Origin of the sequence: Pseudomonas sp. NA-150, assembly GCF_044336365.1 — a bacterium.
Taxonomy (GTDB): domain Bacteria; phylum Pseudomonadota; class Gammaproteobacteria; order Pseudomonadales; family Pseudomonadaceae; genus Aquipseudomonas.
This window is the reverse complement of sequence record NZ_CP172305.1, coordinates 2390684-2410948: the sequence shown is the minus strand read 5'-3', so window position 1 is coordinate 2410948 and position 20265 is coordinate 2390684. Positions and strand designations below refer to the sequence as shown.

Sequence of the window (20265 nt, the reverse complement as noted above, 5' to 3'; positions counted from 1 at the left end):
CTAGACCTTGGCGCAGAAATCATGGTGGTCATCGCATGACCGCCCTGATGCCACCGACCTGCCGGACCCACCCACGCATGAAGCGCTTTGCCTCCCGAATTACCCTCGCGGCCATTGGCCGATGAGCAGCACTTTCCGCTCACTGAAAGGCTACAACTACCGACTCTTTGCCGGCGGCGCGCTGGTGTCGAACATCGGCACCTGGATGCAGCGCACCGCGCAGGATTGGTTGGTGCTGACCCAACTGACCCATCGCAACGCGACCGCCGTGGGTATCGTCATGGCCCTGCAGTTCGGCCCCACGCTGTTGCTGCTGCCGTTCTCCGGATTTGCCGCCGACCGCTTCGACCGGCGCAAATTGTTGCTCGTCACGCAAGGGGCGCTGGCCTTGCTCGCGCTGGGTCTTGGGCTGCTCACGGTGACCGGGCAGGTACAGTTATGGTCGGTGTATGTGTTCGCTTTTCTGTTGGGCTGTGTCACGGCCTTCGATGCCCCGGTGCGACAGACCTTTGTCGCCGAGCTGGTGGGTGATGAGGAGTTGTCCAACGCCGTGGCCCTGAACTCGGCATCGTTCAACGGCGCCCGGATGATTGGCCCGGCCGTCGCCGGGGTGCTGATCGCAGCCATCGATTGTGGCTGGGTGTTCCTGATTAACGCCGCGACCTTTGCGGCGGTGATCGGCTCGTTGCTGATGCTGCGCGTCCACGAGCTGCATCGCCATGAGCGCGCTTCACGCGCGCGTGCCAGTTTCGTCGAAGGCTTGCGCTATGTGTGGAAGCGCCCCGACTTGATGACCGCCTTGATCATGATGTTTCTGTTCAGCACCTTTGGCCTGAACTTTCCGATCTTTATCTCGACCATGTCCGTCACAGTGTTCCATGCCGGCTCTAGCCAGTACGGCTTGTTGAGCTCGCTGCTGGCCTGCGGCTCGGTGACCGGCGCCTTGTTGGCGGCCAAACGCGCAACGCCGCACATCTCCCTGTTATTGACCGGTGCCGCCCTGTTCGGCCTTGGCCTGCTGGTGGCCGCACTGATGCCCAACGCATGGGGATTCGGCCTGCTGCTGATCGGCATCGGCATCGCAGCGCAGACCTTCAACACCACCGCCAATGCGCTGGTGCAACTGACCACCGAACCGGCAATGCGTGGCCGGGTGGTGGCGATTTTGCTGGCCATCGCTTTCGGTGGCACGCCGCTGGGGGCGCCCATTGTTGGTTGGGTCGCCGACACCTGCGGCCCGCGCTGGGCACTGGGCATCGGCGCGTCAGCGGGCTTCATCGCGGCTGCGGTAGGCCTGCGTTACCTGGTGAAATACCGCGACCTGCGGGTGCGCTTCAACAACGGCCGGGTGAAATTCAGCATCGACACCCCGGATGCCTGAAGCTTTTAACCGCCCGCCAGTAACGCCTCACTAAGCTGCCACAGGCGTTCAGCGGCGTTCACATCGATGGCATGCGACATCACCCCCAGCGCCATCGAGCCCACGCGGCGAACCGCCTCGCTGCTGCGATTCACCTCAACCTCCGGCGACACTAGCGGTGCGATGTCACAGTTCTCGCAATAGACGCCACCAAGGCCATTCAACTGCGGACTGGTGGCGCACCAGACGCTGGTCGCCGCGCCTTGCTCAGGCGTTTTCAGGTTCTTTTGCGGGTCGAGAATCGGCTGGCCTTGCGCATCGATAACACCGGCCGCGCGCAGTTCTTCCTCGGACATATACCGCGCCAGGTTGCTGACGATGCCACCCGGATGCAGGGCAAACCCACGAACGCCATCGGCCTTGCCTCGGGCGTCGAGGGCCACGGCGAACAGCACGTTGGCGGTTTTCGATTGCCCGTAAGCCGACCAGCGATCGTAGGCGCGACGCTCAAAGTTGGGGTCTTCAAACACCACCGGTGAATGGCGGTGCCCCCAGGATGACACCGACACCACCCGCGCGCCCTGGGCCCGGCGCAGTGCGGGCCACAGGCGTTTGATCAACTGGAAGTGGCCGAGGTGGTTGGTGGAAAACTGCAGCTCATAACCCCGTGCATCACGCTGCAACGGACAACCCATGATTCCGGCGCTGTTCACCACGATCGGCAGCGCTTGGCCAGTGGCGAGAAAGCGATCGGCGAATGCATCGATCGAAGCCGGATCGCTCAGGTCCATCGGCTGGATATCAACGCCCTCGATACCGGCCAGCGCGGTGGCGGCCCGGTCCAGATCCCGCGCCGGCACAATGACGCTGGCCCCCGCCCTACGCAAGGCGCGTACGGTTTCCAGGCCGATGCCGGAGTAACCGCCGGTGACGACGGCGATCTGTCCCGAAAGATCGATGCCGTGCAGGACATCGGCGGCGGTGGACGCCGCATCGAAACCGGAACCCAGGGGAGCTTGTACAATGGACATGGCAGACACCTGTAAGAAGAGACGCCACCACTGTACGGTGCCCCGGTCGGACGCTGAATACTTGAACGTACGCGTTTATTGCGCGACAGTACGGAAATGCTCAATGACCCCTTCTCCGACATTCTCAAGCTGACCAACGCCCATTCCGTCGTGTCCGGTGGTTTCACCGCGTCCAATCCGTGGGCCATCGGCTTTGCGCCACCGAACAAGATCAAATATTTCGCCGTGGCCAAGGGCGGCTGCTGGCTGTGCATCGAGCGCGACCCGCCGCTGTGGATCGCTGCCGGGGAGATGTTTCTGCTGGCTGCACCGCGTGCCTTTGTCATGGCCAGCGACCCGACGGTAGACCCGGTGGATGCCAACACATTATTCACCGCCAACGCCGGCACCCTCATCCAGCTCGGTGCCGGTGACGAGGTGTTGGTGATCGGCGGCCATGTGCAACTGGACACCGCCAATGCCGGGCTGCTGGTGGATGTGCTGCCGCCGTTGATCCACGTCCGCGCCGACTCACCCCAGGCCACGGTGCTGCAATGGCTGGTCGAGCAACTGCTGCGTGAGCGTCAGGCACAGTTACCGGGGGCGCAGGTGGCGTCCGGTCAGTTGGCCCAGTTGATGTTCGTGCAGTTGTTGCGCGCCTACCTGAGCGACGCCGGCACGCTGCCCGCCGGCTGGTTGCGGGCCCTGGCCGATCCGCGTATCGCGCCGGCCCTGCGCCTGATGCACCGCGAACCGGGCCGCGCCTGGCAACTGGAAGAGCTGGCGCAATCGGTGGCCATGTCGCGCACCACCTTTGCCTTGCGCTTCAAGACAGTCGCCGGGGTGCCGCCGCTGACGTATCTCTACCACTGGCGCATGCAACTGGCCGAACGCTGCTTGCGCGAGGACAACACGCCGCTGTCGGTGCTGGCCCTGTCGCTGGGCTACACCTCGGAAAGCGCTTTTAGCACTGCGTTCAAACGCAGCGTCGGTCTGGCACCAAAACGTTACCGGGAGGCCGCGCGGGCCACCGCCGCCGCCGACGATCCGGCCTGAAGTCACCTATTCTTTCCCTTGAATGACTCATTCAAGGAGCACAACGTGAAGCGCAGCGACGTGCTGATCATCGGTGCCGGCCCAACAGGGCTGGTGCTGGCGCTCTGGCTCAGCAAATTCGGGATCAAGGTGCGGATCATCGACAAGACCGCAACCTCGGGCACCACCTCGCGGGCACTGGCCGTTCAGGCGCGCACCCTTGAGCTCTACCGCCAGCTCGGTCTCACTGACGCGATTGTGAAAAACGGTCACAGGATGCCGGCGGTCAACCTGTGGGTCAGGGGCAAGCAAGCCGCGCGCGTGCCGTTCGACGCCATCGGCAAAGACCTCACGCCCTACTCTTTCCTCGAAATATTCCCCCAGGATCAACACGAACAACTGCTGATCGAGCGGCTGCAAGCCTTCGGTGTCAGCGTCGAACGGCAGACTGAATTGAAAACGATGGTCGACAACGGCACGCACGTGATTGCCGTGCTCTCAGGCGCTGGCGGTCATGAAGAAACCTGTGAGGCGTTTTACCTCGCGGGCTGTGACGGCGCGCGCTCGACCGTGCGCAAAACCCTCGACCTGGGTTTTCCCGGGGGTACCTACCAACAGGTGTTTTACGTCGCCGATGTGGAAGCCGAGGGTCAGGCGGTCAACGGTGAGCTGCATGTCGACCTCGACGAGGCCGACTTCCTCGCGGTGTTCCCCATGGCCGGCAGTGGCCGTGCGCGGCTGATCGGTACGGTGCGCGATGAACGCGCCCGGCACGCGGAGACCTTGCAGTTCGAGGACGTCAGCGGCCGGGCCATCGAACACCTCAAGGTCCAGGTCAACAAGGTCAACTGGTTCTCCACCTACCACGTCCACCATCGCGTCGCAGCGCATTTTCGTCGCGGCCGGGTATTCCTGCTGGGCGATGCTGCCCACGTGCACAGCCCGGCCGGCGGTCAAGGCATGAACACCGGGATTGGCGACGCGATCAACCTTGCCTGGAAACTCGCCGTGGTGCTCAAGGGCAACGCGTCGGACAACCTGCTCGACAGCTATGAAACCGAACGCATCGGCTTCGCCAGGCAACTGGTGGCGACCACCGACCGGGTGTTCAGTTTCGCCACGGCAGACGGGCCGATTGCCAATCTGGTGCGCACCCGTATCGCACCGCTGCTGATTCCCTCGGTGATTGGCCTGGAGGCAGTGCGTGAATGGTTGTTTCGCACGGTGTCGCAGATAACCCTGAACTACCGTGGCATGCCCTTGAGCACCGGGGGTGCGGGTGATATTCGCGGCGGCGATCGCCTGCCCTGGGCGTCCGACGGCGATAACGACAATTTCGATTCACTGGCCAATGTCTGTTGGCAAATCCATGTGTATGGGGTGGCGGGCGATAACCTCGTCGGCTGGTGCGCCCTGCGCGGGTTGCCGCTGTACGTGTTCGACTGGAAGCCCGTGCACCACGCCGCAGGCCTCACCCGCGATGCGTTTTACCTGTTGCGGCCCGACACCTATATCGCACTGGTGGAAACCGCCGACGATGCCAGCGTGCTCGACCGCTACTTCGCCGAGCGCAAGCTGCAACCACGCATGGTCTAGCGCAGCATCGGGTCAGGCACCGACCAAGCGTCAAATGCCTTGCTTGGCCAAGTCCATCGCGAAGTAGGTGAAGATCAAATCAGCACCGACGCGTTTGATCGCACCCAGGCTCTCGGGGACGATGCGCGCCTCGTCGATGGCACCCGCCTGCGCGGCGAATTTGAGCATCGCGTATTCACCGCTGACCTGGTAGGCGGTCAACGGCAGGTGCAACGCTTCGCGGATATCGCGCAGGATGTCGAGGTACATGCCCGCTGGCTTGACCATCAATGCGTCCGCGCCCTCTTGCCCGTCCAGCAACGATTCACGCAGCGCCTCGCGGCGATTCATCGGGTTCATCTGATAGCTTTTACGATCGCCCTTCAACGCCGTGCCGCCAGCCTCACGGAAAGGTCCGTGTAGCGCCGAGGCGAACTTCAGATCATTCAGGCTGAACGCCGTTTCCTGAAACATACCGCGCAGCGACTTAGAGCGACGCAGGCGACGAGGACGAACAGCAGGAAACTGGCTAGGCATCGGGAACCCGGGGTAACCGATTGGTGAGGCGTGGAGCTTAGGCCAGGTGGGGGCAAGGGCACAAATGCCGGGTTGGGAAAAGCCTCATGCCTGGTGCGCAATAATCCCCGCCGCCTACTTGGCCTTGCCTTCGTGCGGCTTGTAGAACAGGAATTTCTCAGTCTCGGCGGTCTTGATGTATTCCTTGGCCCATTCTGGTTTCACCTTGCGGTCGTGGAAGTACATGGCGCCGCTGGTTCTGTCCTTGAGTTGCTGGTTAAGCGCCTTGCGCGCGATTTCCTTGGCCATCGCGTAACGGTCGTCCTCGTCGACCTGATCCGAATGACCGTCGCACCACCAGGAAAACTGACAGACCTTCTTATCCGCGCCTTGCTTGACCACCTCGCAAATCGTGCCAGGGAAGCCGTCATGTCCCAGTCGGTTCAAGACCACGCTGGCAACGCCCTCCATGTCGGCATCCGAGCCACCCTTGGCTTCCCAGAAAATTGTGCGCGACAGGCAAACGATGGCATCGTCCAGCGACGCCGTACCCGTCGGGTCGACCGCTTGCACTTCAGTTTTGGTAATGATCGCGGCCTTCGGCGCAGCCGCCACACTTTCTTTTTCGGCGGCCTTCTGTTCCAGGGCCTGGGATTTGTCTATCGCGACTTCCGCCGTGGGCGTGGGATCGGCCGCGAGGGCGTGGCTTGAGACGAGAACAGTGACAAGGCAGCTGATTATCCAGTTGAGACGCATGGTCAAGCCTTCCGAATGAAGCCCAGTGATCCTGCCTCCGCGCCACGTCTGTCCGGCCTTTGAAAGGCACGCCAGGCAGTGCTGTGAATCGGAACGTCGCAGCCGTTTTTTATTAGGTCGAAAAGCGGCTTTTTAACCCGCTATATGGAGTCGACACCGGGCTGGATAAATCATTCCAATTGACGAACAACTCTCTGCGCTTTTGTGCGCCAATTAATGCGAGGTCTGTACATCGCCGGATGGTCGATAGGAGCACATGTTGAAGGCGCTAAAGACCCCCGTCCCTGTAGGAGCTGCCGAAGGCTGCGATAAAGTCGGCACGACTTTCCTCATTTCTGGCGTTGGCCACTTTTGCCAGCGCTGCGCACTGGATCGCAGCCTTCGGCAGCTCCTACAGGTCGGTGCTAAGGCTTGAAATAGGTAGTTTTCTGTACTATCGCGCGACTTTCGCAGTTCCAGCGTTCGCAGAAAACGGCTCCGCACATATCCATTCGGCTCGTGTAGCTGCTGATGGCGCAGATCACATCGGTGCGAACCGCATCAGCTAAGACGTCCCCCGCGTCAAACCCAGCCCGGCTCTTGCCGGGCTTGATTTTGTTCGGCAGATATATTTACGCCCCCTTTTCACACAGCCTGTGTAGGAGCTGCCGAAGGCTGCGATCTGTCGCGAAGCGGCAGTAAAACCGGTGAATGCGGTGTACCCGTTACAACCGGCAACCCGGATTTACGACTGCTCCGCAGCCGATCGCGAGCAAGCTTGCTCCTACAGTATCTGCGCCACTATCAGTAACCCAACGAAAGCCCGGTGTTACGCCGTGGATCGTTGGCGCCGTAGAAGCGGTTGTTGCCGACCGGTTTACCGCCCAGTGAAGGCGCGCCGACAAGGATCGCGGCCAGGTGGTTCGACGGTTGTGCACCGGCGAATTTATGCCCCCAGCTTTCGAGGATTTTTCTCGTGTCAGGGCTGGCAGCGAAGTTTTCCAGGTTGGTTGCTTCAGGCAGCCACTGCTGATGGAAACGCGGCGCGTCCACCGCTTCCTGAATGTTCATTCCGTAGTCGATCACATTGAGCATGGTCAGCAAGGTGGCGGTGATGATCCGGCTGCCACCCGGCGTACCGACCACCATCACCACTTTGCCGTCTTTGGTGACGATGGTCGGGCTCATGGACGACAGTGGAGTTTTGCCCGGTGCGATGGCGTTGGCTTCGCCCTGGACCAGGCCGTACATGTTCGGCACGCCGACTTTCGAGGTGAAGTCGTCCATCTCGTCGTTGAGGATCACCCCGGTCTTGCTCGCCATCACCCCGGCACCGAACCAGTCGTTGAGGGTGTAGGTCACCGACACCGCGTTGCCCCACTTGTCGACGATCGAGTAGTGGGTGGTGTTGTTGCCTTCATGCGGCGCGACACCCGGGTTGATGTCCTTGGAGACTCCGGCTTTCTGTGGGTCGATCGCGGCCCGCAACTTGGCCGCGTAGTCTTTGTCCAGCAGATGCGCGACCGGATTTTTAACGAAATCCGGGTCGCCCAGGTAGCTGTTACGGTCGACGTAGGCGTGGCGCATGGCTTCGATCTGGTAGTGCATGCCCTGCGCCGAATGGAAGCCCAGGTCTTTCATCGGGTAGCCATCGAGGATGTTCATGATTTCGCAGATGATCACCCCACCCGAGCTCGGAGGCGGCGCCGAGACCACGTGATAACCCCGGTAGTCGCACTCGATCGGCGCCAGTTCGCGGGTCTGGTATTTGTCGAGGTCAGCCTGGGTGATGATGCCCTTGCCGGCTTTGCTCGACGCGACGATGGAGTTGCCCACCCAACCTTTGTAGAAACCGTCGGCGCCCTTCGCGGAAATTTCCCGCAAGGTTTTCGCCAGGTCTTTCTGCACCAGCTTCTGCCCGACTTTCATCGGTTCGCCTTTGCTCAGGAAAATCGAACCCGAGTCGTGCATGTCTTTCTTGAATTCATCGGTCGCGGTTTCCAGCAGATCGACGTCACCCTGTTCCAGGGCGAAGCCTTCGTCGGCGAACTTGATCGCCGGGGCGATGACCTTGGCGCGCGGCATGGTGCCGTATTTCTTCAGCGCCATCTCCATGCCCGACACCGTCCCAGGCACGCCAACGGCCAGGTGGCCTTTGGAGCTCAGGTCAGGGACGACATTGCCGTCCTTGTCGAGGTACATGTTGGCGGTGGCGGCCATCGGCGCCTTTTCGCGGAAATCGAGGAAGGTCTTGCGGCCATCGGCCAATTGAATCGTCATGAAACCGCCACCGCCGAGGTTGCCCGCGGCCGGGTACACCACAGCCAGCGCATAGCCCACGGCGACAGCGGCATCGACCGCGTTACCGCCGGCCTTGAGCACGTCGACACCGACATGGCTGGCCAGGTGTTGCGCCGTAACCACCATGCCGTTTTCGGCGGCAACCGGCGCCTGCGAGGCGGCCTGGGCCCCCGTGTAACTGAGGATAAGCGCCGTCGCAATCAGTGATTTGGCGAAGGGTTCGAATTTCATGAGTCGATTCTCTTGTTAGAAATGACGGGAGGAAGTCGTATCAAACGTGTTGCCGAGTCTCATCGTGACACCGCCCCATAATGGGGCGCAGCCGAATGCCAAAGTACCGACTTTGTAACGCCTAACATAGAGCCAATGTAAAAAATTATGACAGTGCCAAGGTTTATAGCAGCGGGCCGGGCGTCTTCGACCGCACGGACCGAGCCGTCCTGGCTCACATTCGACTGCGAGCGGTGTCTGGGTATCAACGACCAAACGGCACGCAAGCACCGCACTCACATGCTGAACAAAACCCAAGCACCGAATGTTTGCGCTTTGCTGTATATGGCCCCCTACGCCGGCTGGCTAGAACTTCCGCAGTAAGTTAGGTCTAACTTCAACTTTACACGCACGTGTTTATTTTTAATCATGACTCTTAAAGATATTATTTAGTTTACCTTTTAAAAAAACCAACCTAAGCTTCTGTCCACTCGCCACTTCATCGGTGAGTTCTGTTCTACCTGGATTTAAATTAAAGGACGTTTGAACATGATCGATAGTATGTTGAAAGCTGGTAGCCACCCTTCCCTTAGCAGCAATAATCTCAAGGCCAGCGCGCAAGCAACCACCGCGGCCTCGGTGATTATTCAAAACTATGTCGGGACTATCTTGAGCCAGCCGGATTTGTCGCTACCTGATGTATTGCCAAACTTGCCTGCGCACCAGAAAACGGCCCGCGAACATGCCACTGGCTGGCGCGATACTGTTCAACCGAAGATGATTTCCACCAACACGGATATTGTCAGTTTCTCTAACGCCTTCGATTCTTACTTCACACCGCTGTTGGCGCTGGCCGTCAAAATTCAGCAAAACCCGTCCGATTCGGCCTCTATTAACACGTTCAAAACGGGGATCCAGCAGTTGCAGGCGCTGGTCACTGCCAAACAGAATGCCACGACCGCCGTGATCACGTCGGTGTCTGGGTTCCAGACCGATTTGGCCGGTGATGCGCGCAACTTCAACACCGACTTCAACACCGCGCAATCAGTACTGGCCGGGAAGGACGGGCAAATCGCGGCCCTTGGCAAACAAATCGATGCCATTAACTCGGCCATGAGCAAAGACCTGACCATGATCGCTGCCGGCTCGACCGCAGCCGTAGTCGGCGGGCTGATGATTGCGGTCGGCGCCCTGGCTGAGATTGCGACGGCCGGGGTCAGCACGGCTTTGATCGTCGGCGGCCTGGTGGTGGTCGGTGCCGGCGCAGGTGTGGCCATCGCCGGTGGCGTGGATTACGCCAAGCAAACCAGCGCCCTGGGTGATGCCATTTCGAAAAAGACCACCCTGCAACAGCAATACGCCGCCACCAAGCAAGTCAACAGCATCGTCCAGGGGCTGTCCGACCAGTCAAGCGCGGCGGTGAAGGCAGCGGGCGCGCTGCTGGCCGGCTGGCAGACACTGGGTCAGGACTTTATGCAGTTCCAGACAGCCTTGAACTCCTCGACCCCCGACCTGGGTTTCTTCCTTATCGCCCAGTTGAATGCGGCCAAGGCTGACTGGGACGACGTCGCAGCCCAGGCTCGCAAGCTGCTGGATTACGGCACCCTCACCGTGAGCCCAAGTACCGTTGCCCACGATGGTGTGCTGACCATCAATCCTACCGCTGCCTTCGCGCGTCTGGCGGCTGCCTGACAACACCGGCACTCGCATTTTCAATGCGTCTGTTTGAGCGGTGTGGTTCGCGAACCACACCGCTTTTTCAATCTGAAAAGGACCTTCGTATGCCGATGTTAAGCATGTCAGTCGCCTTGGGCGCACAACAAACCGTTCGCCAGCAAATGCAGCAAGTTGCGCAACAACTGGGGGCGATGCCACTGATTCAAAACCCGCAACTTCCAGCGTTGGCAGGACATATCGACACCGTTAAAAACCACGCCAATGTTTACTTGTCTGCGATCAGCGCAGAGATGAATACGGTGTGTGCGCTGATCCAGCAATACGGCGTGCAATTGAACGCCACCACCGGCCAGGTTTTAACTATCGTCAACGTCAACAGTGATAACGCCGTTATCGGCCAGGCACAAACATTACTTAAAAATGTATTGAATGCCAGCGGACCGTTGAATGCAGCCCTAAATCAACTGGTCAGCCAGGTTGCTGCTTTTAATAACGACATCACCGCAGACTCACGCAACTTGATTGTCGACCAACAACAGGCGCAACAAATTTTCGCGGCTGACCAAGCACACCTGCAAAGCCTGACTGCACAACTGCGGGCTCTACAACAGCAATTGGCAGACAAAAAGCGCGATGAAATTATCATTGGCATTTTCACCTTTGGCATCGGCGCGGCCATCATGGAACTGACCGGTTATGTGCAAAGTACGGAAAACGCCATCAACCAGGCCAATCAACAAACCAACCAACTCAGCCAGGAAATGGCTCAATTGATGGCCACCCTTCAGGCGTTGAGCGCGTTCTCCAGCGGGACCGCCATATTGTCCGGCCTGTCCCAATGCCTGCTCAAGGGCTGGCAAACCGTCAACGCAGACCTGCGTGAAGTCACGCAATCCATGATCCCGGCGGCATTCCTCATTGCCACCGTGAACACGATCAATGCGAACTGGAACGAAGTGGTGACCGCCGCTGCGCAGTTGCAAGCGTAACGACAGTTTCCCCTCTCAAGCGTACCCATAAAGGACATCATCATGGCTATGAATGCAGTCTTGGCGGTCGATAACGACCTCAATATCAAAGCCGCAGCCACCCTGTTAACCGGCATTCAGGGCATTGGCGCCGCCTCCGTCACCTTGCAAACCTACTGCTCGACCGTGCTGGCCCAGGCGGACATCGGCCTGAGCATCCTGCCGGACTTGCCTGCCCAGCAAGCCAGCGCTCGCGACAGCGCGCAGATATGGCTGCAAAAAACCAATTCCGAGGCGATTGCGGCACTGGCGGGCGTGCGCAGCTTCTCCAACCAAGTCAATACCTACGTCGATGCAATCATGCCGCTGGCACAAAAATACGACCTGGGCGACAAAAGCCAGTTGCCGCTGATCATCAAAGGGCTTCAAGAACTGTTGATCAGCGCCCAGGTGAAAACCGACGCCGCCAGAACGCTGATCGACAGCACGCAGCTGTATAAGAACGCGATCAATATCACCTGCGCCGCTTTTGCCGACGCCAATACCAGGGTTCAGTCGCAGATCGAGGGTGATACAGGTCAACTGGCGACCCTGCGTCAACAACTGGCCGATCTGAACAAACGGATGAACGCCGACATCGTGCAGATCTCCGCCGGGGCGGTGAGCGACATCATCGGTATCGGCATGATCGTGATCGCCGCCACCACGTTGATCGAAACGGGCGGAGCAACGCAAACCATACTCGCCGCCGGTATTGCCCTGGTCGCCGGTGGCACCCTGGCCATGGCGATCAGCGCCTCGGACATTGTCCAGGCACAGAAGGAATACGGCAGCACCATCAGCGAGTTGGTAGGCCTGGAACTGGAAGTGGCCGCCTTCGATACCGTGGCACACCAGATTACCGCGAACCAAAGCCAGGCCCAAAGCGCCTGCGTGGCTGCCGGGATCCTGGCCGAGGGCTGGAAAGGCGTCACCGGCAGCTACCAGCAGACCATCGATGAGCTGCAACAAAACCAGCAAAAAGGCTACCTGGCCCTACGCTTGAGCGCGCTGAAACGCAGCTGGACCAACCTCGGCGCGCAAGCCCACGGGATGATGCAGCAAGGTAACCTGGCGTTTGAAACGCAAACCACCGAGCGCCTGCAACAACGGCCCTGATCGGACGTGGGCGCAGTCCGGCTTGCCAGCGGTGGCGATTATCCCGACACTGACGCCGGCAAGCCGGGCTGCTACAGAGTCGGGCAACCCAAGCACCGACTTCGGGATTCATCTTCCGGTGATGCGGTGTATCAGGCAGGCCGAATCGCCATTACCAACACGACATCAATGCTAAAATCGCCAGCAAAAAAGGAGTCGTCATGTTCGAACCCTCTACGCTTGGCACGTTTATCCTGGTAGTCCTTGGTCTGTTCCTGATCCCCGGCCCGGCCGTGCTACTGGTCCTGACGCGAACAATTCAGGGCGGGCGCAACACCGGCATCATGACCGGACTTGGCGTCGCCAGTGGCGACCTGGTACACACCCTGTGCGCGGCCGTCGGACTGTCCGCCTTGCTGATGACCTCGGCACTGGCCTTCAATGTTGTGAAGATCGCGGGTGCCGGTTATCTGGTGTACCTGGGTATTCGCGCGCTGCTGGAAAAACCCGGCGACCCATCGCTGCCGAACGTGGCTTCGGTGACCCCGGCCAAAGCATTTCTGCAGGCAATTCCGGCTGAGGTACTGAACCCGAAGACCGCCCTGTTCTTCCTCGCTTTCCTGCCACAGTTCGTGCACCCGGAACGCGGCTCGTCTTTCCTGCAGTTCATGACTCTGGGCTTGATCTTCGTCGCCATGAGTGCCAGTTACACCACGCTGCTGGTGGTGGCGATCCGGCCACTCGGCCGACTGGTCAAGCGCCTGAGCTGGCTCAGCCGCTGGCAGGGCAAGATCATCGGCACGCTGTTTATCTCACTCGGCCTGAAGGTGGTTACGCAACATCGATGAACGACACGAACCCGCCGCCGCAATCACCCGCATCGATAGTCACAATGCGTAGCGGTGTTTTCTCAAGCGGCGGGCAGCCCGGTAGATTAGCCCCATCAACTCGAAACACCTACCTACTGGAGCTAAATCATGAAACGTTCTATCGCTTTCGGCTTTGCCCTTTCGGTCCTGACTGCCACTGCAGCCATCGCCAGCCCTCAGGTTGTTGCTACTAACCACTCCAACACTGCAGTTGCTCAGGTTTCAAGTGAAGTGCACGTCGCCGACGCCGGCAAAACCGCAGTCCGCCCTGCCCTCGACCTGCGCAGCGGCACTCTCGTCGCCGAGAACCGTTCGGAATTCGGCTCGCAGTATCAGCGCTACTGAGTTTTTGCTCTTGTAAGCCAAAAGCCCGGTCTGACCGGGCTTTTTTACGTCCGCTGATTCAGCACTGATAAAGTGCCTTCGCCGGCACCCCTGACTCCCACTATTAATGACCACCGTTAAACACACTTAAACGATAATCCTGTCTATCAACCCCTCAATACAAATCGCTTATGCACTGCAACTTACGCACAGCATTGGCCCATTCAAGACCCAAACCGATTAAAACTTAAAACCAACAAACACACTTCCACCTGTTCACCAACAGGGTGCACGCACTTTATCTCACCGCCCTGCAACACCGTTTAAATAGCACTTCACGTTCCTCGTCGCCTCTTGTTACCCGCACGGTACACCTTCCCTCAGCAATTACTTTGCCAGCAATGTAAACGCACCGACAAATCCAAATAAAATCCTTATAAATCAATAATTAAAATCCACAACTCAAGCTTCACCGGGCTGGGGAATAGCCCCCAACATTGGGGAAATCGCCACCCGAAACGTGGTCTTTCCGGGGAACTTTTTTATTCACTAACGCCCTTCAATACATCCAATAGTCACACCCATTAATATTTCACTTCCCCAGAAAAATATTATTCAACCGCACTACCAATTTTCTCCAACAGCGCTAAAGTCACCTTAAGTACCGCCCTGTCTCGACACGACGGCGCTTACACCATCCCTAATAATAACGTGATTAGCTGCCTGGCTACGCTGCGCGCCAATCCACCTCCCGTCGACGTGAATATTCACGCAGACCGGCGTTGTTTGGCCTGAATTTATTAGTTTGCAAGGAACAGCAGATCCGGCAACCCACTGAATCGAGAGAGTCATTATCATGAATTACTTGATTAGCCTTCGAACCCTCAGTTTGGCCTGCGCTGTCGCTGGCGGCCTGGTTGCCACTGGCCTGCCTTCAAGCAATGCGTTCGCCGCCAAAGTGGTCACCCCGGTCGCTAAAGCCCCCGACCCTGTGACCAAAGCGCCAGACCCGGTTGTCGAGCCGCCGGATCCGGTCACCACCGTACCGGACTTGCCCACCCTGCGGACCCTCAAGGGCGTCTTTGCTCCCGATCCGTCAGGCACCGAAGGCGGGCGCAAGGTCGATCTGATGAGCGATTACGTGCTGAACCGCGACGCTGCGATTCGCCTGGGCAAGGCGCTGTTCTGGGACATGGACGTCGGCAGCGATGGCGTCACTGCCTGTGCCACCTGCCATTTCCACGCCGGTGCCGACCATCGGGTCACCAACCAGATCAACCCCGGCCAGGCGAATACCAATCCGAACCTGGTCATGTTGTTCAACAAGCCCTTTGCGGCCGCCAACATTCCCGCCGATCTGCCCTCCTACACCACGCGGTCCGGTGGCAAGGGCGGCCCGAACTACACCCTGAAAAAAACCGATTTCCCGACCCATGTGCTGGCCGATCCGCTCGACCGCAACTCGGCGATCCTGTACTCCACCGACGACGTGATCGGCTCACAGGGCGTGTTCGACGCCAACTTCGTCAAACCACGGCAGTCGCGTTTCGACAAATGCACGCAACAGCCCGACGGGATCTTCCAGGTCAACAATATCAACGTGCGCCGCAGCACTGGGCGCAATGCACCGACGGTGATCAACGCCGCCCTCAACGTGCGCAATTTCTGGGACGGTCGGGCCAATAACGTGTTCAACGGTTTCTCGCCATTCGGTAACCGCGACCCGGATGCCGGCATCTTCGTCACCAGCGATCGCAGCGGTGTGGCGACCAAAGTCCGGCTGGCACTCAACGATGCCTCTGCCGCCTCTCAGGCAGTCGGCCCTCCCGGCAGCGGCGTGGAAATGTCCTGCGGGGGACGCACCTTCGCTGACATTGGTCGACGCCTGCTGGATGGTCTGGTGCTCAACCATCAGCGCATCGCCGGCTCTGATTCGGTGTTGAGCTCGCTGTCCGGCGCCCGGCGTCCGACCTACCGTGACATGGTCAAGGCCGCCTTCCAGCCACGGCTGTGGAACGCCACCCAACAGGTCTCGCTGGGCGGCGCGGCCTACACTCAGACCGAAGCCAACTTTCCGCTGTTCTTCGGCCTGGCGATTCAACTGTACGAATCGACCCTGATCTCGGATCAGGCGCCGCTGGACGCCTACCTGCAAGGCAACACCCAGGCGATGAACGCGCAACAGGTACAGGGCATGAACCTGTTCATCGGCAAGGGCAAGTGCGTCAGTTGCCACGGCGGACCGGAGTTGACCAACGCCGCCACCCGTCTGCGCCTCGAACCGCGTGAACGCGTCGAACGCATGTTGATGGCCGACAACCTGATCACGCTGTACGACAACGGTTTCTACAACACCGGTGTGCGTCCGACCTCCGAGGACCTGGGCGTGGGTGGCAGCGATGCCTGGGGCAACCCGCTGTCCTTCACCCGCCAATACAACACCCAGTTGCAGGGCAACAGCGTGCCGGATCCGCTGGATGTGGACGTGTGCAAATTCGAGGTGCCGTTAAGCGCGGCGATTCCTTGCGACGCGACGCTCAAACCCAACGTCGGCTTCCGCGATTCAGTCGACGGCGCGTTCAAGACACCGACCTTGCGCAACATCGCCCTGACCGGCCCGTACTTCCACAACGGCAGTCGCTCGACCCTGCAGCAGGTGATGGAGTTCTACAACCGCGGCGGCGACCGTCGCGGCCAGGACGCGAGCAACACCAGCGGCTTCGATCACCCGACCGTGAACCAACACAACAGCTCGAACCTCGACGCAGAAATGTCGCCGCTGAACCTGACGGCGGATGAAATCAATGCGTTGGTCAAATTCATGGAAGTCGGCCTCACCGACCCGCGCGTGGCCTGGGAGCAGGCGCCCTTCGATCATCCGTCGCTGATCCTCCCGCAAGGTCACATCGGCAACGAAAACGCGGTATTTGCCAGGCCGTTCGATATCCGCTTCCCTGCCTCACGGGCGATCGATGCGGAAACGGTGCTGTTGCCCGTCGGCGCCGAAGGTCGCAGACCTAGCGAAGGACCGTTGAAGCCTTTTGCCAATGATCTTTGAGTGAACGCCAGCGCCAGCGCCTGTGGATGAGCCTGATGCAACACATCAAGCCATTCACAGGCGCCGGTGATTTCATCTGCATTGACGCTGGCCAGCCGAGCGATTATGGGAAAACGTCTAACCTGAACCACAGCTGAGCCCGTTCAAGGATTGTCCCTCGCACCTTGCTTCCTGTGATACATAGTTACAAAACTGCGATCGGAGACACCGAGTGACTTTGCCCGAACCCCTGAAACCCGATTCAAGGCCCCGTGCCCGTTATTTGCTCAGCCTTGGCGCGGTGGTGATTCTCACCGGGATTGGCGCCGGACTGGGCGGTACATTATTGGCGATGTTGCTGCACGGCATTCAGCACCTGGCGTATGGCTACGGCCAGGACAACCTGACCAGCCACGAGAGCTTCCTGATCGGTGTCACCAGCGCATCGCCAGAACGACGCGTGTGGGTTCTGGCGCTGTGCGGGCTGGTGGCCGGCGTGGGTTGGTGGCTCGTCTATCGCTTTGGCCGTCCCTTGGTCAGCATCAAAAAGGCACTGTCCGCCGACGCGCCGCCGATGCCGGCCAAGACCACCCTCGCCCATGCACTGCTGCAAATCATCACCGTCGCCCTGGGTTCACCGCTGGGTCGCGAAGTGGCCCCGCGTGAAGTCGGCGCGCTGGTCGGCAGTTGGCTGTCGCGTCGGGCGCAACTGACACCTGATGCCCATCGCTTGATCGTCGCGTGCGGCGCTGGTGCCGGGCTGGCAGCGGTCTATAACGTGCCATTGGGCGGCGCGGTGTTCGTTCTGGAAGTATTGATCGGCAGCTTCAGTTGGTCGGCGGCGATCATTGCCCTGGCCACCTCGGCGATTGGCGCCAGCATTGCCTGGATCGGTTTGGGTGCGCAGGCGCAATACGTCATTCCGACGCTGACGTTATCCCCGGCGCTGATCATCTGGTCGGTGCTGGCCGGCCCACTGTTTGGCCTGGCGGCCTACGGTTTCGTGCGCCTCACCGGGCACGCCCGACAGCATGCAGCGCGGGGCGCGTCGTTGCCGGTGCTGGCATTGATCAATTTCACCCTTCTCGGTTGCCTGGCGATTTTCCTGCCGCAGATCCTCGGCAATGGCAAGGGCCCTGCGCAGTTGGGCTTCGACAGTCAACTGACCATCGGCCTGGCGGCTGTGTTGATGGTTGCCAAGGTCGTGGTCAGCACCAGTAGCCTGCGCGCCGGGGCTGAAGGCGGTTTGCTGACACCCGCGCTGGCGGTCGGCGCGTTGATGGCGATTGTCCTCGGTGGCTTCTGGAGCATGGCGTGGCCGGGGGTTGCGCTGGGCGCCTTCGCCATCGTCGGCGCGGCCGCTTTCCTCGCGTCGTCGATGAGCATGCCGATCACCGCCATCGTGCTGGTGGCTGAGTTCACTCGCATCGACCACGACTTCCTGGTGCCGATCATCCTCGCGGTGGTGGGCTCGGTGTGCGCCAGTCGCTTGTGTGAAATGATCAGCACATCCCGGAGTACAATGCCCCGCGCGCTGTAGTCTAATTCCTCTTCATCTGCTCATCCGCTAGGAACTGTCATGATCGACGGCCCCGCCATTCTCACGGTTTTCTTCGTCTACCTCGCCGGGGTGATCATTCCCGGGCCGAACTTCGTCGCGGTGGTGCATAAGGCCGTGGCCGCAACGCGCGCCGAAGCGCTGGCACTGGTCGGCGGCATCGTGGTGGTCAATGTGTTTTGGGCCACCTGCGCCATTGCCGGGATTGGCGTGGTGTTCAAGGCGTTTCCGTGGGCGGCGCTGATCGTCAAACTACTGGGCGCGGCCTACCTGATCTGGTTCGGCTCACGGCTGGTGCTCAATGCCGGCAAGCGCCCACTGGCGGCCAGCACCGCAGCGGCCACCGTGAGTTTTCGCCAGGCCTTCGTCCAGGGTGTGATCACCAACATCGGCAACCCGAAATCCATCGCTTTCTTTGCCGCGATCTTCTCCACGGCAGCACCGGCGCACGCCTCGACCGGCACCTTTTTGACGATGCTGGCCGTCGTCGCACTGACCTCGTCGAGTTGGTACGGCATGGTCACCCTGGTGCTGTCGCAACCAAGGATTGCGTCGGCGTATCGCCGGGCGAAGAAGACCATCGACCGGCTGTGTGGTGGTTTGATTTTGTTGCTGGGGGTTCGGCAGTTGGTTCAGTAAATCGGGCTTTGGTTACTGAGGGTCAAGACGGTATCTACAGGGGTTTGGGCGGTGTGTCAGGCACACCGCCCAAGCCAGGCAGATCAGTGCTTGCCGTTACTCGTCACTCGATCAAGAAAGCCACGTACATAGCCCGCGATTTCATCCGGCTTTTCGTCCAGTGCGAAATGCCCCGCGTCGAGGATATGGGTCTCGGCCTTGGGCAAATCACGCTGGTAGGCCGCGACCTCGGCGACCTGGAACGACGGATCGTACTTGCCCCACACCACCAGCGTCTGCGGTTGATGTTCGCGCAGCCATGCTTGCCACGCCGGATAGCTCGCCACGTTGGTGCGGTAGTCGTAGAACAGGTTGATCTGGATATCCGCCTCTCCCGGCTTGCTCAGGAACGCAAACTCGTCGGTCCACAAATCCGGGTTGATGGTCTCGGGGTGCGGACTGGAGCCGACATGCCGCTGCCGTGTTGCGGCCAGTGACGAAAAGTTCTCGCGCAACGCAGCCTCGTTCGGTGCACGGTCGGCCCAGAATTGTCGGCGTTTCTCCCACAACGGGCTCAGGCCCTCTTCATGGGACACCGCATTCTGGATGATCAGCCCGTCCAGCCGTTCAGGATGAGCCACCGACATGCGCAGGCCGACCGGTCCACCGTAATCCTGGACGTACAACACATAATGCGTGAGCCCCAGGGTTTCGGTGAAGTGCTGAGTGATTTCCGCGAGATGGTCAAAGGTGTAGGCGAACGTTTTTGCGTCCGGCGCATCACTGTGGCCGAAGCCAGGGTAGTCCGGCGCCACCAGGTGGTAATGATCGGCCAGTCGGCTCAGCAGCGGGTCGAACATCCGCGATGACGACGGAAAACCATGCAGCAACAACAAGGTCGGTGCCTCCGGGTTGCCGGCCTCGCGATAGGCAATCGACAGGCCGTCGACGGTGACGTTGCGATAATAAACCGGGCTCTGAGGCGCCACAGGTTCGGCATTACCGGGACCTGACATTACCATGCTGAAGCAAAAAGCAGCGGCCCCGAGGAAAGGGAGTTTGCGCATTATTGTAGGTATCCAGAAAAATGGTCAGCGTCGACGACGCATAACCGGGTTCAGGTAACGCGCGTGCCCATCCGTCGCCTCGACGCTGAACACGCTCGGTGAGCCTGTATTCAGAACTTCGAATGTATCTGGCTTATGTCCACAGAGGACGGTTGCGTATGAGCGTGTATCGACGTGTGCGGCAGATACAGTGTCATACCTGGACCGCCATACCGACACCTCACACAGTTGATCCCTCCCCCAACTCATGCAACCCTTGCCGCCTTTT

15 protein-coding genes and 1 pseudogene are annotated in these 20265 nt (G+C 59.9%); 11 read left to right on the top strand and 5 right to left on the bottom strand.

All coding sequences use genetic code 11. From position 1 onward, the window contains the following. The first annotated feature begins 121 nt into the window (after window positions 1-121). Window positions 122-1381 carry an MFS transporter gene (locus ACF0H7_RS11555; protein WP_397452880.1) on the top strand — a complete coding sequence of 420 codons (1260 nt, stop codon included), beginning with the start codon at window positions 122-124 and terminating at the stop codon, window positions 1379-1381. Between the two features lie 5 nt (window positions 1382-1386). On the opposite strand, the gene ACF0H7_RS11550 is transcribed toward ACF0H7_RS11555, so the two are convergent. Then, window positions 1387-2391 carry an oxidoreductase gene (locus ACF0H7_RS11550; RefSeq protein ID WP_397452879.1) on the bottom strand — a complete coding sequence of 335 codons (1005 nt, stop codon included), beginning with the start codon at window positions 2389-2391 and terminating at the stop codon, window positions 1387-1389. 78 nt (window positions 2392-2469) lie between these two features. On the opposite strand from ACF0H7_RS11550, the gene ACF0H7_RS11545 reads away from it, so the two are divergent. Together ACF0H7_RS11545 and ACF0H7_RS11540 are read left to right on the top strand one after the other, a co-directional pair. Then, entirely contained in the window at window positions 2470-3426 is a 957-nt protein-coding gene (locus ACF0H7_RS11545) for an AraC family transcriptional regulator (RefSeq protein ID WP_397452878.1), read from the top strand. Window positions 3427-3471: 45 nt separating this feature from the next. Next, window positions 3472-5001: an FAD-dependent oxidoreductase gene (locus ACF0H7_RS11540; RefSeq protein WP_397452877.1), complete on the top strand. Its 1530-nt coding sequence runs from the start codon at window positions 3472-3474 to the stop codon at window positions 4999-5001. Between the two features lie 30 nt (window positions 5002-5031). On the opposite strand, the pseudogene ACF0H7_RS11535 reads toward ACF0H7_RS11540, so the two are convergent. From ACF0H7_RS11535 to ggt, 3 genes and pseudogenes are all read right to left on the bottom strand, one after another. Further along, window positions 5032-5421 (bottom strand): annotated as a pseudogene (locus ACF0H7_RS11535) (porphobilinogen synthase); the annotation flags it as partial. 210 nt (window positions 5422-5631) lie between these two features. Next, window positions 5632-6252: a cell wall hydrolase gene (locus ACF0H7_RS11530; RefSeq protein WP_397452876.1), complete on the bottom strand. Its 621-nt coding sequence runs from the start codon at window positions 6250-6252 to the stop codon at window positions 5632-5634. A gap of 783 nt (window positions 6253-7035) precedes the next feature. Beyond that, entirely contained in the window at window positions 7036-8763 is a 1728-nt protein-coding gene (gene ggt / locus ACF0H7_RS11525; protein WP_397452875.1) for a gamma-glutamyltransferase, read from the bottom strand. A gap of 528 nt (window positions 8764-9291) precedes the next feature. On the opposite strand from ggt, the gene ACF0H7_RS11520 reads away from it, so the two are divergent. The 8 genes from ACF0H7_RS11520 (at window position 9292) to ACF0H7_RS11485 (ending at window position 18951) form a co-directional block, all read left to right on the top strand. After that, on the top strand, window positions 9292-10434 hold the full coding sequence (locus ACF0H7_RS11520) for an HBL/NHE enterotoxin family protein (protein ID WP_397452874.1): 1143 nt from the start codon (window positions 9292-9294) through the stop codon (window positions 10432-10434). Between the two features lie 89 nt (window positions 10435-10523). Further along, window positions 10524-11408 carry an HBL/NHE enterotoxin family protein gene (locus ACF0H7_RS11515; protein WP_397452873.1) on the top strand — a complete coding sequence of 295 codons (885 nt, stop codon included), beginning with the start codon at window positions 10524-10526 and terminating at the stop codon, window positions 11406-11408. 42 nt (window positions 11409-11450) lie between these two features. Further along, the gene (locus tag ACF0H7_RS11510) at window positions 11451-12545 is read left to right on the top strand and encodes an HBL/NHE enterotoxin family protein (protein WP_397452872.1); all 1095 of its coding nucleotides are present in this window, start codon (window positions 11451-11453) and stop codon (window positions 12543-12545) included. A 200-nt stretch (window positions 12546-12745) separates the two neighbouring features. Then, window positions 12746-13372 carry a LysE family translocator gene (locus tag ACF0H7_RS11505; RefSeq protein WP_397452871.1) on the top strand — a complete coding sequence of 209 codons (627 nt, stop codon included), beginning with the start codon at window positions 12746-12748 and terminating at the stop codon, window positions 13370-13372. A gap of 129 nt (window positions 13373-13501) precedes the next feature. Continuing rightward, window positions 13502-13738, top strand: coding sequence for a hypothetical protein (locus tag ACF0H7_RS11500; RefSeq protein WP_397452870.1), 237 nt, complete (start codon window positions 13502-13504; stop codon window positions 13736-13738). Window positions 13739-14573: 835 nt separating this feature from the next. Beyond that, a complete protein-coding gene (locus ACF0H7_RS11495; RefSeq protein WP_397452869.1) occupies window positions 14574-16775 on the top strand; it encodes a cytochrome-c peroxidase in 2202 nt (733 codons plus the stop codon). A gap of 211 nt (window positions 16776-16986) precedes the next feature. Then, entirely contained in the window at window positions 16987-18294 is a 1308-nt protein-coding gene (locus ACF0H7_RS11490; RefSeq protein ID WP_397452868.1) for a chloride channel protein, read from the top strand. Window positions 18295-18333: 39 nt separating this feature from the next. Further along, window positions 18334-18951, top strand: coding sequence for a LysE family translocator (locus tag ACF0H7_RS11485; RefSeq protein ID WP_397452867.1), 618 nt, complete (start codon window positions 18334-18336; stop codon window positions 18949-18951). A gap of 83 nt (window positions 18952-19034) precedes the next feature. Here the strand turns inward: ACF0H7_RS11485 and ACF0H7_RS11480 are convergent, their stop codons facing one another. Continuing rightward, window positions 19035-19997, bottom strand: a complete 963-nt coding sequence (locus tag ACF0H7_RS11480) for an alpha/beta fold hydrolase (RefSeq protein ID WP_397452866.1) — start codon at window positions 19995-19997, stop codon at window positions 19035-19037. Between the last annotated feature and the right edge of the window lie 268 nt (window positions 19998-20265).

Coding starts and splice junctions, on each gene's coding strand:
- ACF0H7_RS11530 (WP_397452876.1), bottom strand. CDS start 6,252: ATGCGTCTCAACTGGATAATCAGCTGCCTTGTCACTGTTCTCGTCTCA.
- ACF0H7_RS11495 (WP_397452869.1), top strand. CDS start 14,574: ATGAATTACTTGATTAGCCTTCGAACCCTCAGTTTGGCCTGCGCTGTC.
- ACF0H7_RS11520 (WP_397452874.1), top strand. CDS start 9,292: ATGATCGATAGTATGTTGAAAGCTGGTAGCCACCCTTCCCTTAGCAGC.
- ggt (WP_397452875.1), bottom strand. CDS start 8,763: ATGAAATTCGAACCCTTCGCCAAATCACTGATTGCGACGGCGCTTATC.
- ACF0H7_RS11485 (WP_397452867.1), top strand. CDS start 18,334: ATGATCGACGGCCCCGCCATTCTCACGGTTTTCTTCGTCTACCTCGCC.
- ACF0H7_RS11510 (WP_397452872.1), top strand. CDS start 11,451: ATGGCTATGAATGCAGTCTTGGCGGTCGATAACGACCTCAATATCAAA.
- ACF0H7_RS11555 (WP_397452880.1), top strand. CDS start 122: ATGAGCAGCACTTTCCGCTCACTGAAAGGCTACAACTACCGACTCTTT.
- ACF0H7_RS11505 (WP_397452871.1), top strand. CDS start 12,746: ATGTTCGAACCCTCTACGCTTGGCACGTTTATCCTGGTAGTCCTTGGT.
- ACF0H7_RS11500 (WP_397452870.1), top strand. CDS start 13,502: ATGAAACGTTCTATCGCTTTCGGCTTTGCCCTTTCGGTCCTGACTGCC.
- ACF0H7_RS11480 (WP_397452866.1), bottom strand. CDS start 19,997: ATGCGCAAACTCCCTTTCCTCGGGGCCGCTGCTTTTTGCTTCAGCATG.
- ACF0H7_RS11550 (WP_397452879.1), bottom strand. CDS start 2,391: ATGTCCATTGTACAAGCTCCCCTGGGTTCCGGTTTCGATGCGGCGTCC.
- ACF0H7_RS11515 (WP_397452873.1), top strand. CDS start 10,524: ATGCCGATGTTAAGCATGTCAGTCGCCTTGGGCGCACAACAAACCGTT.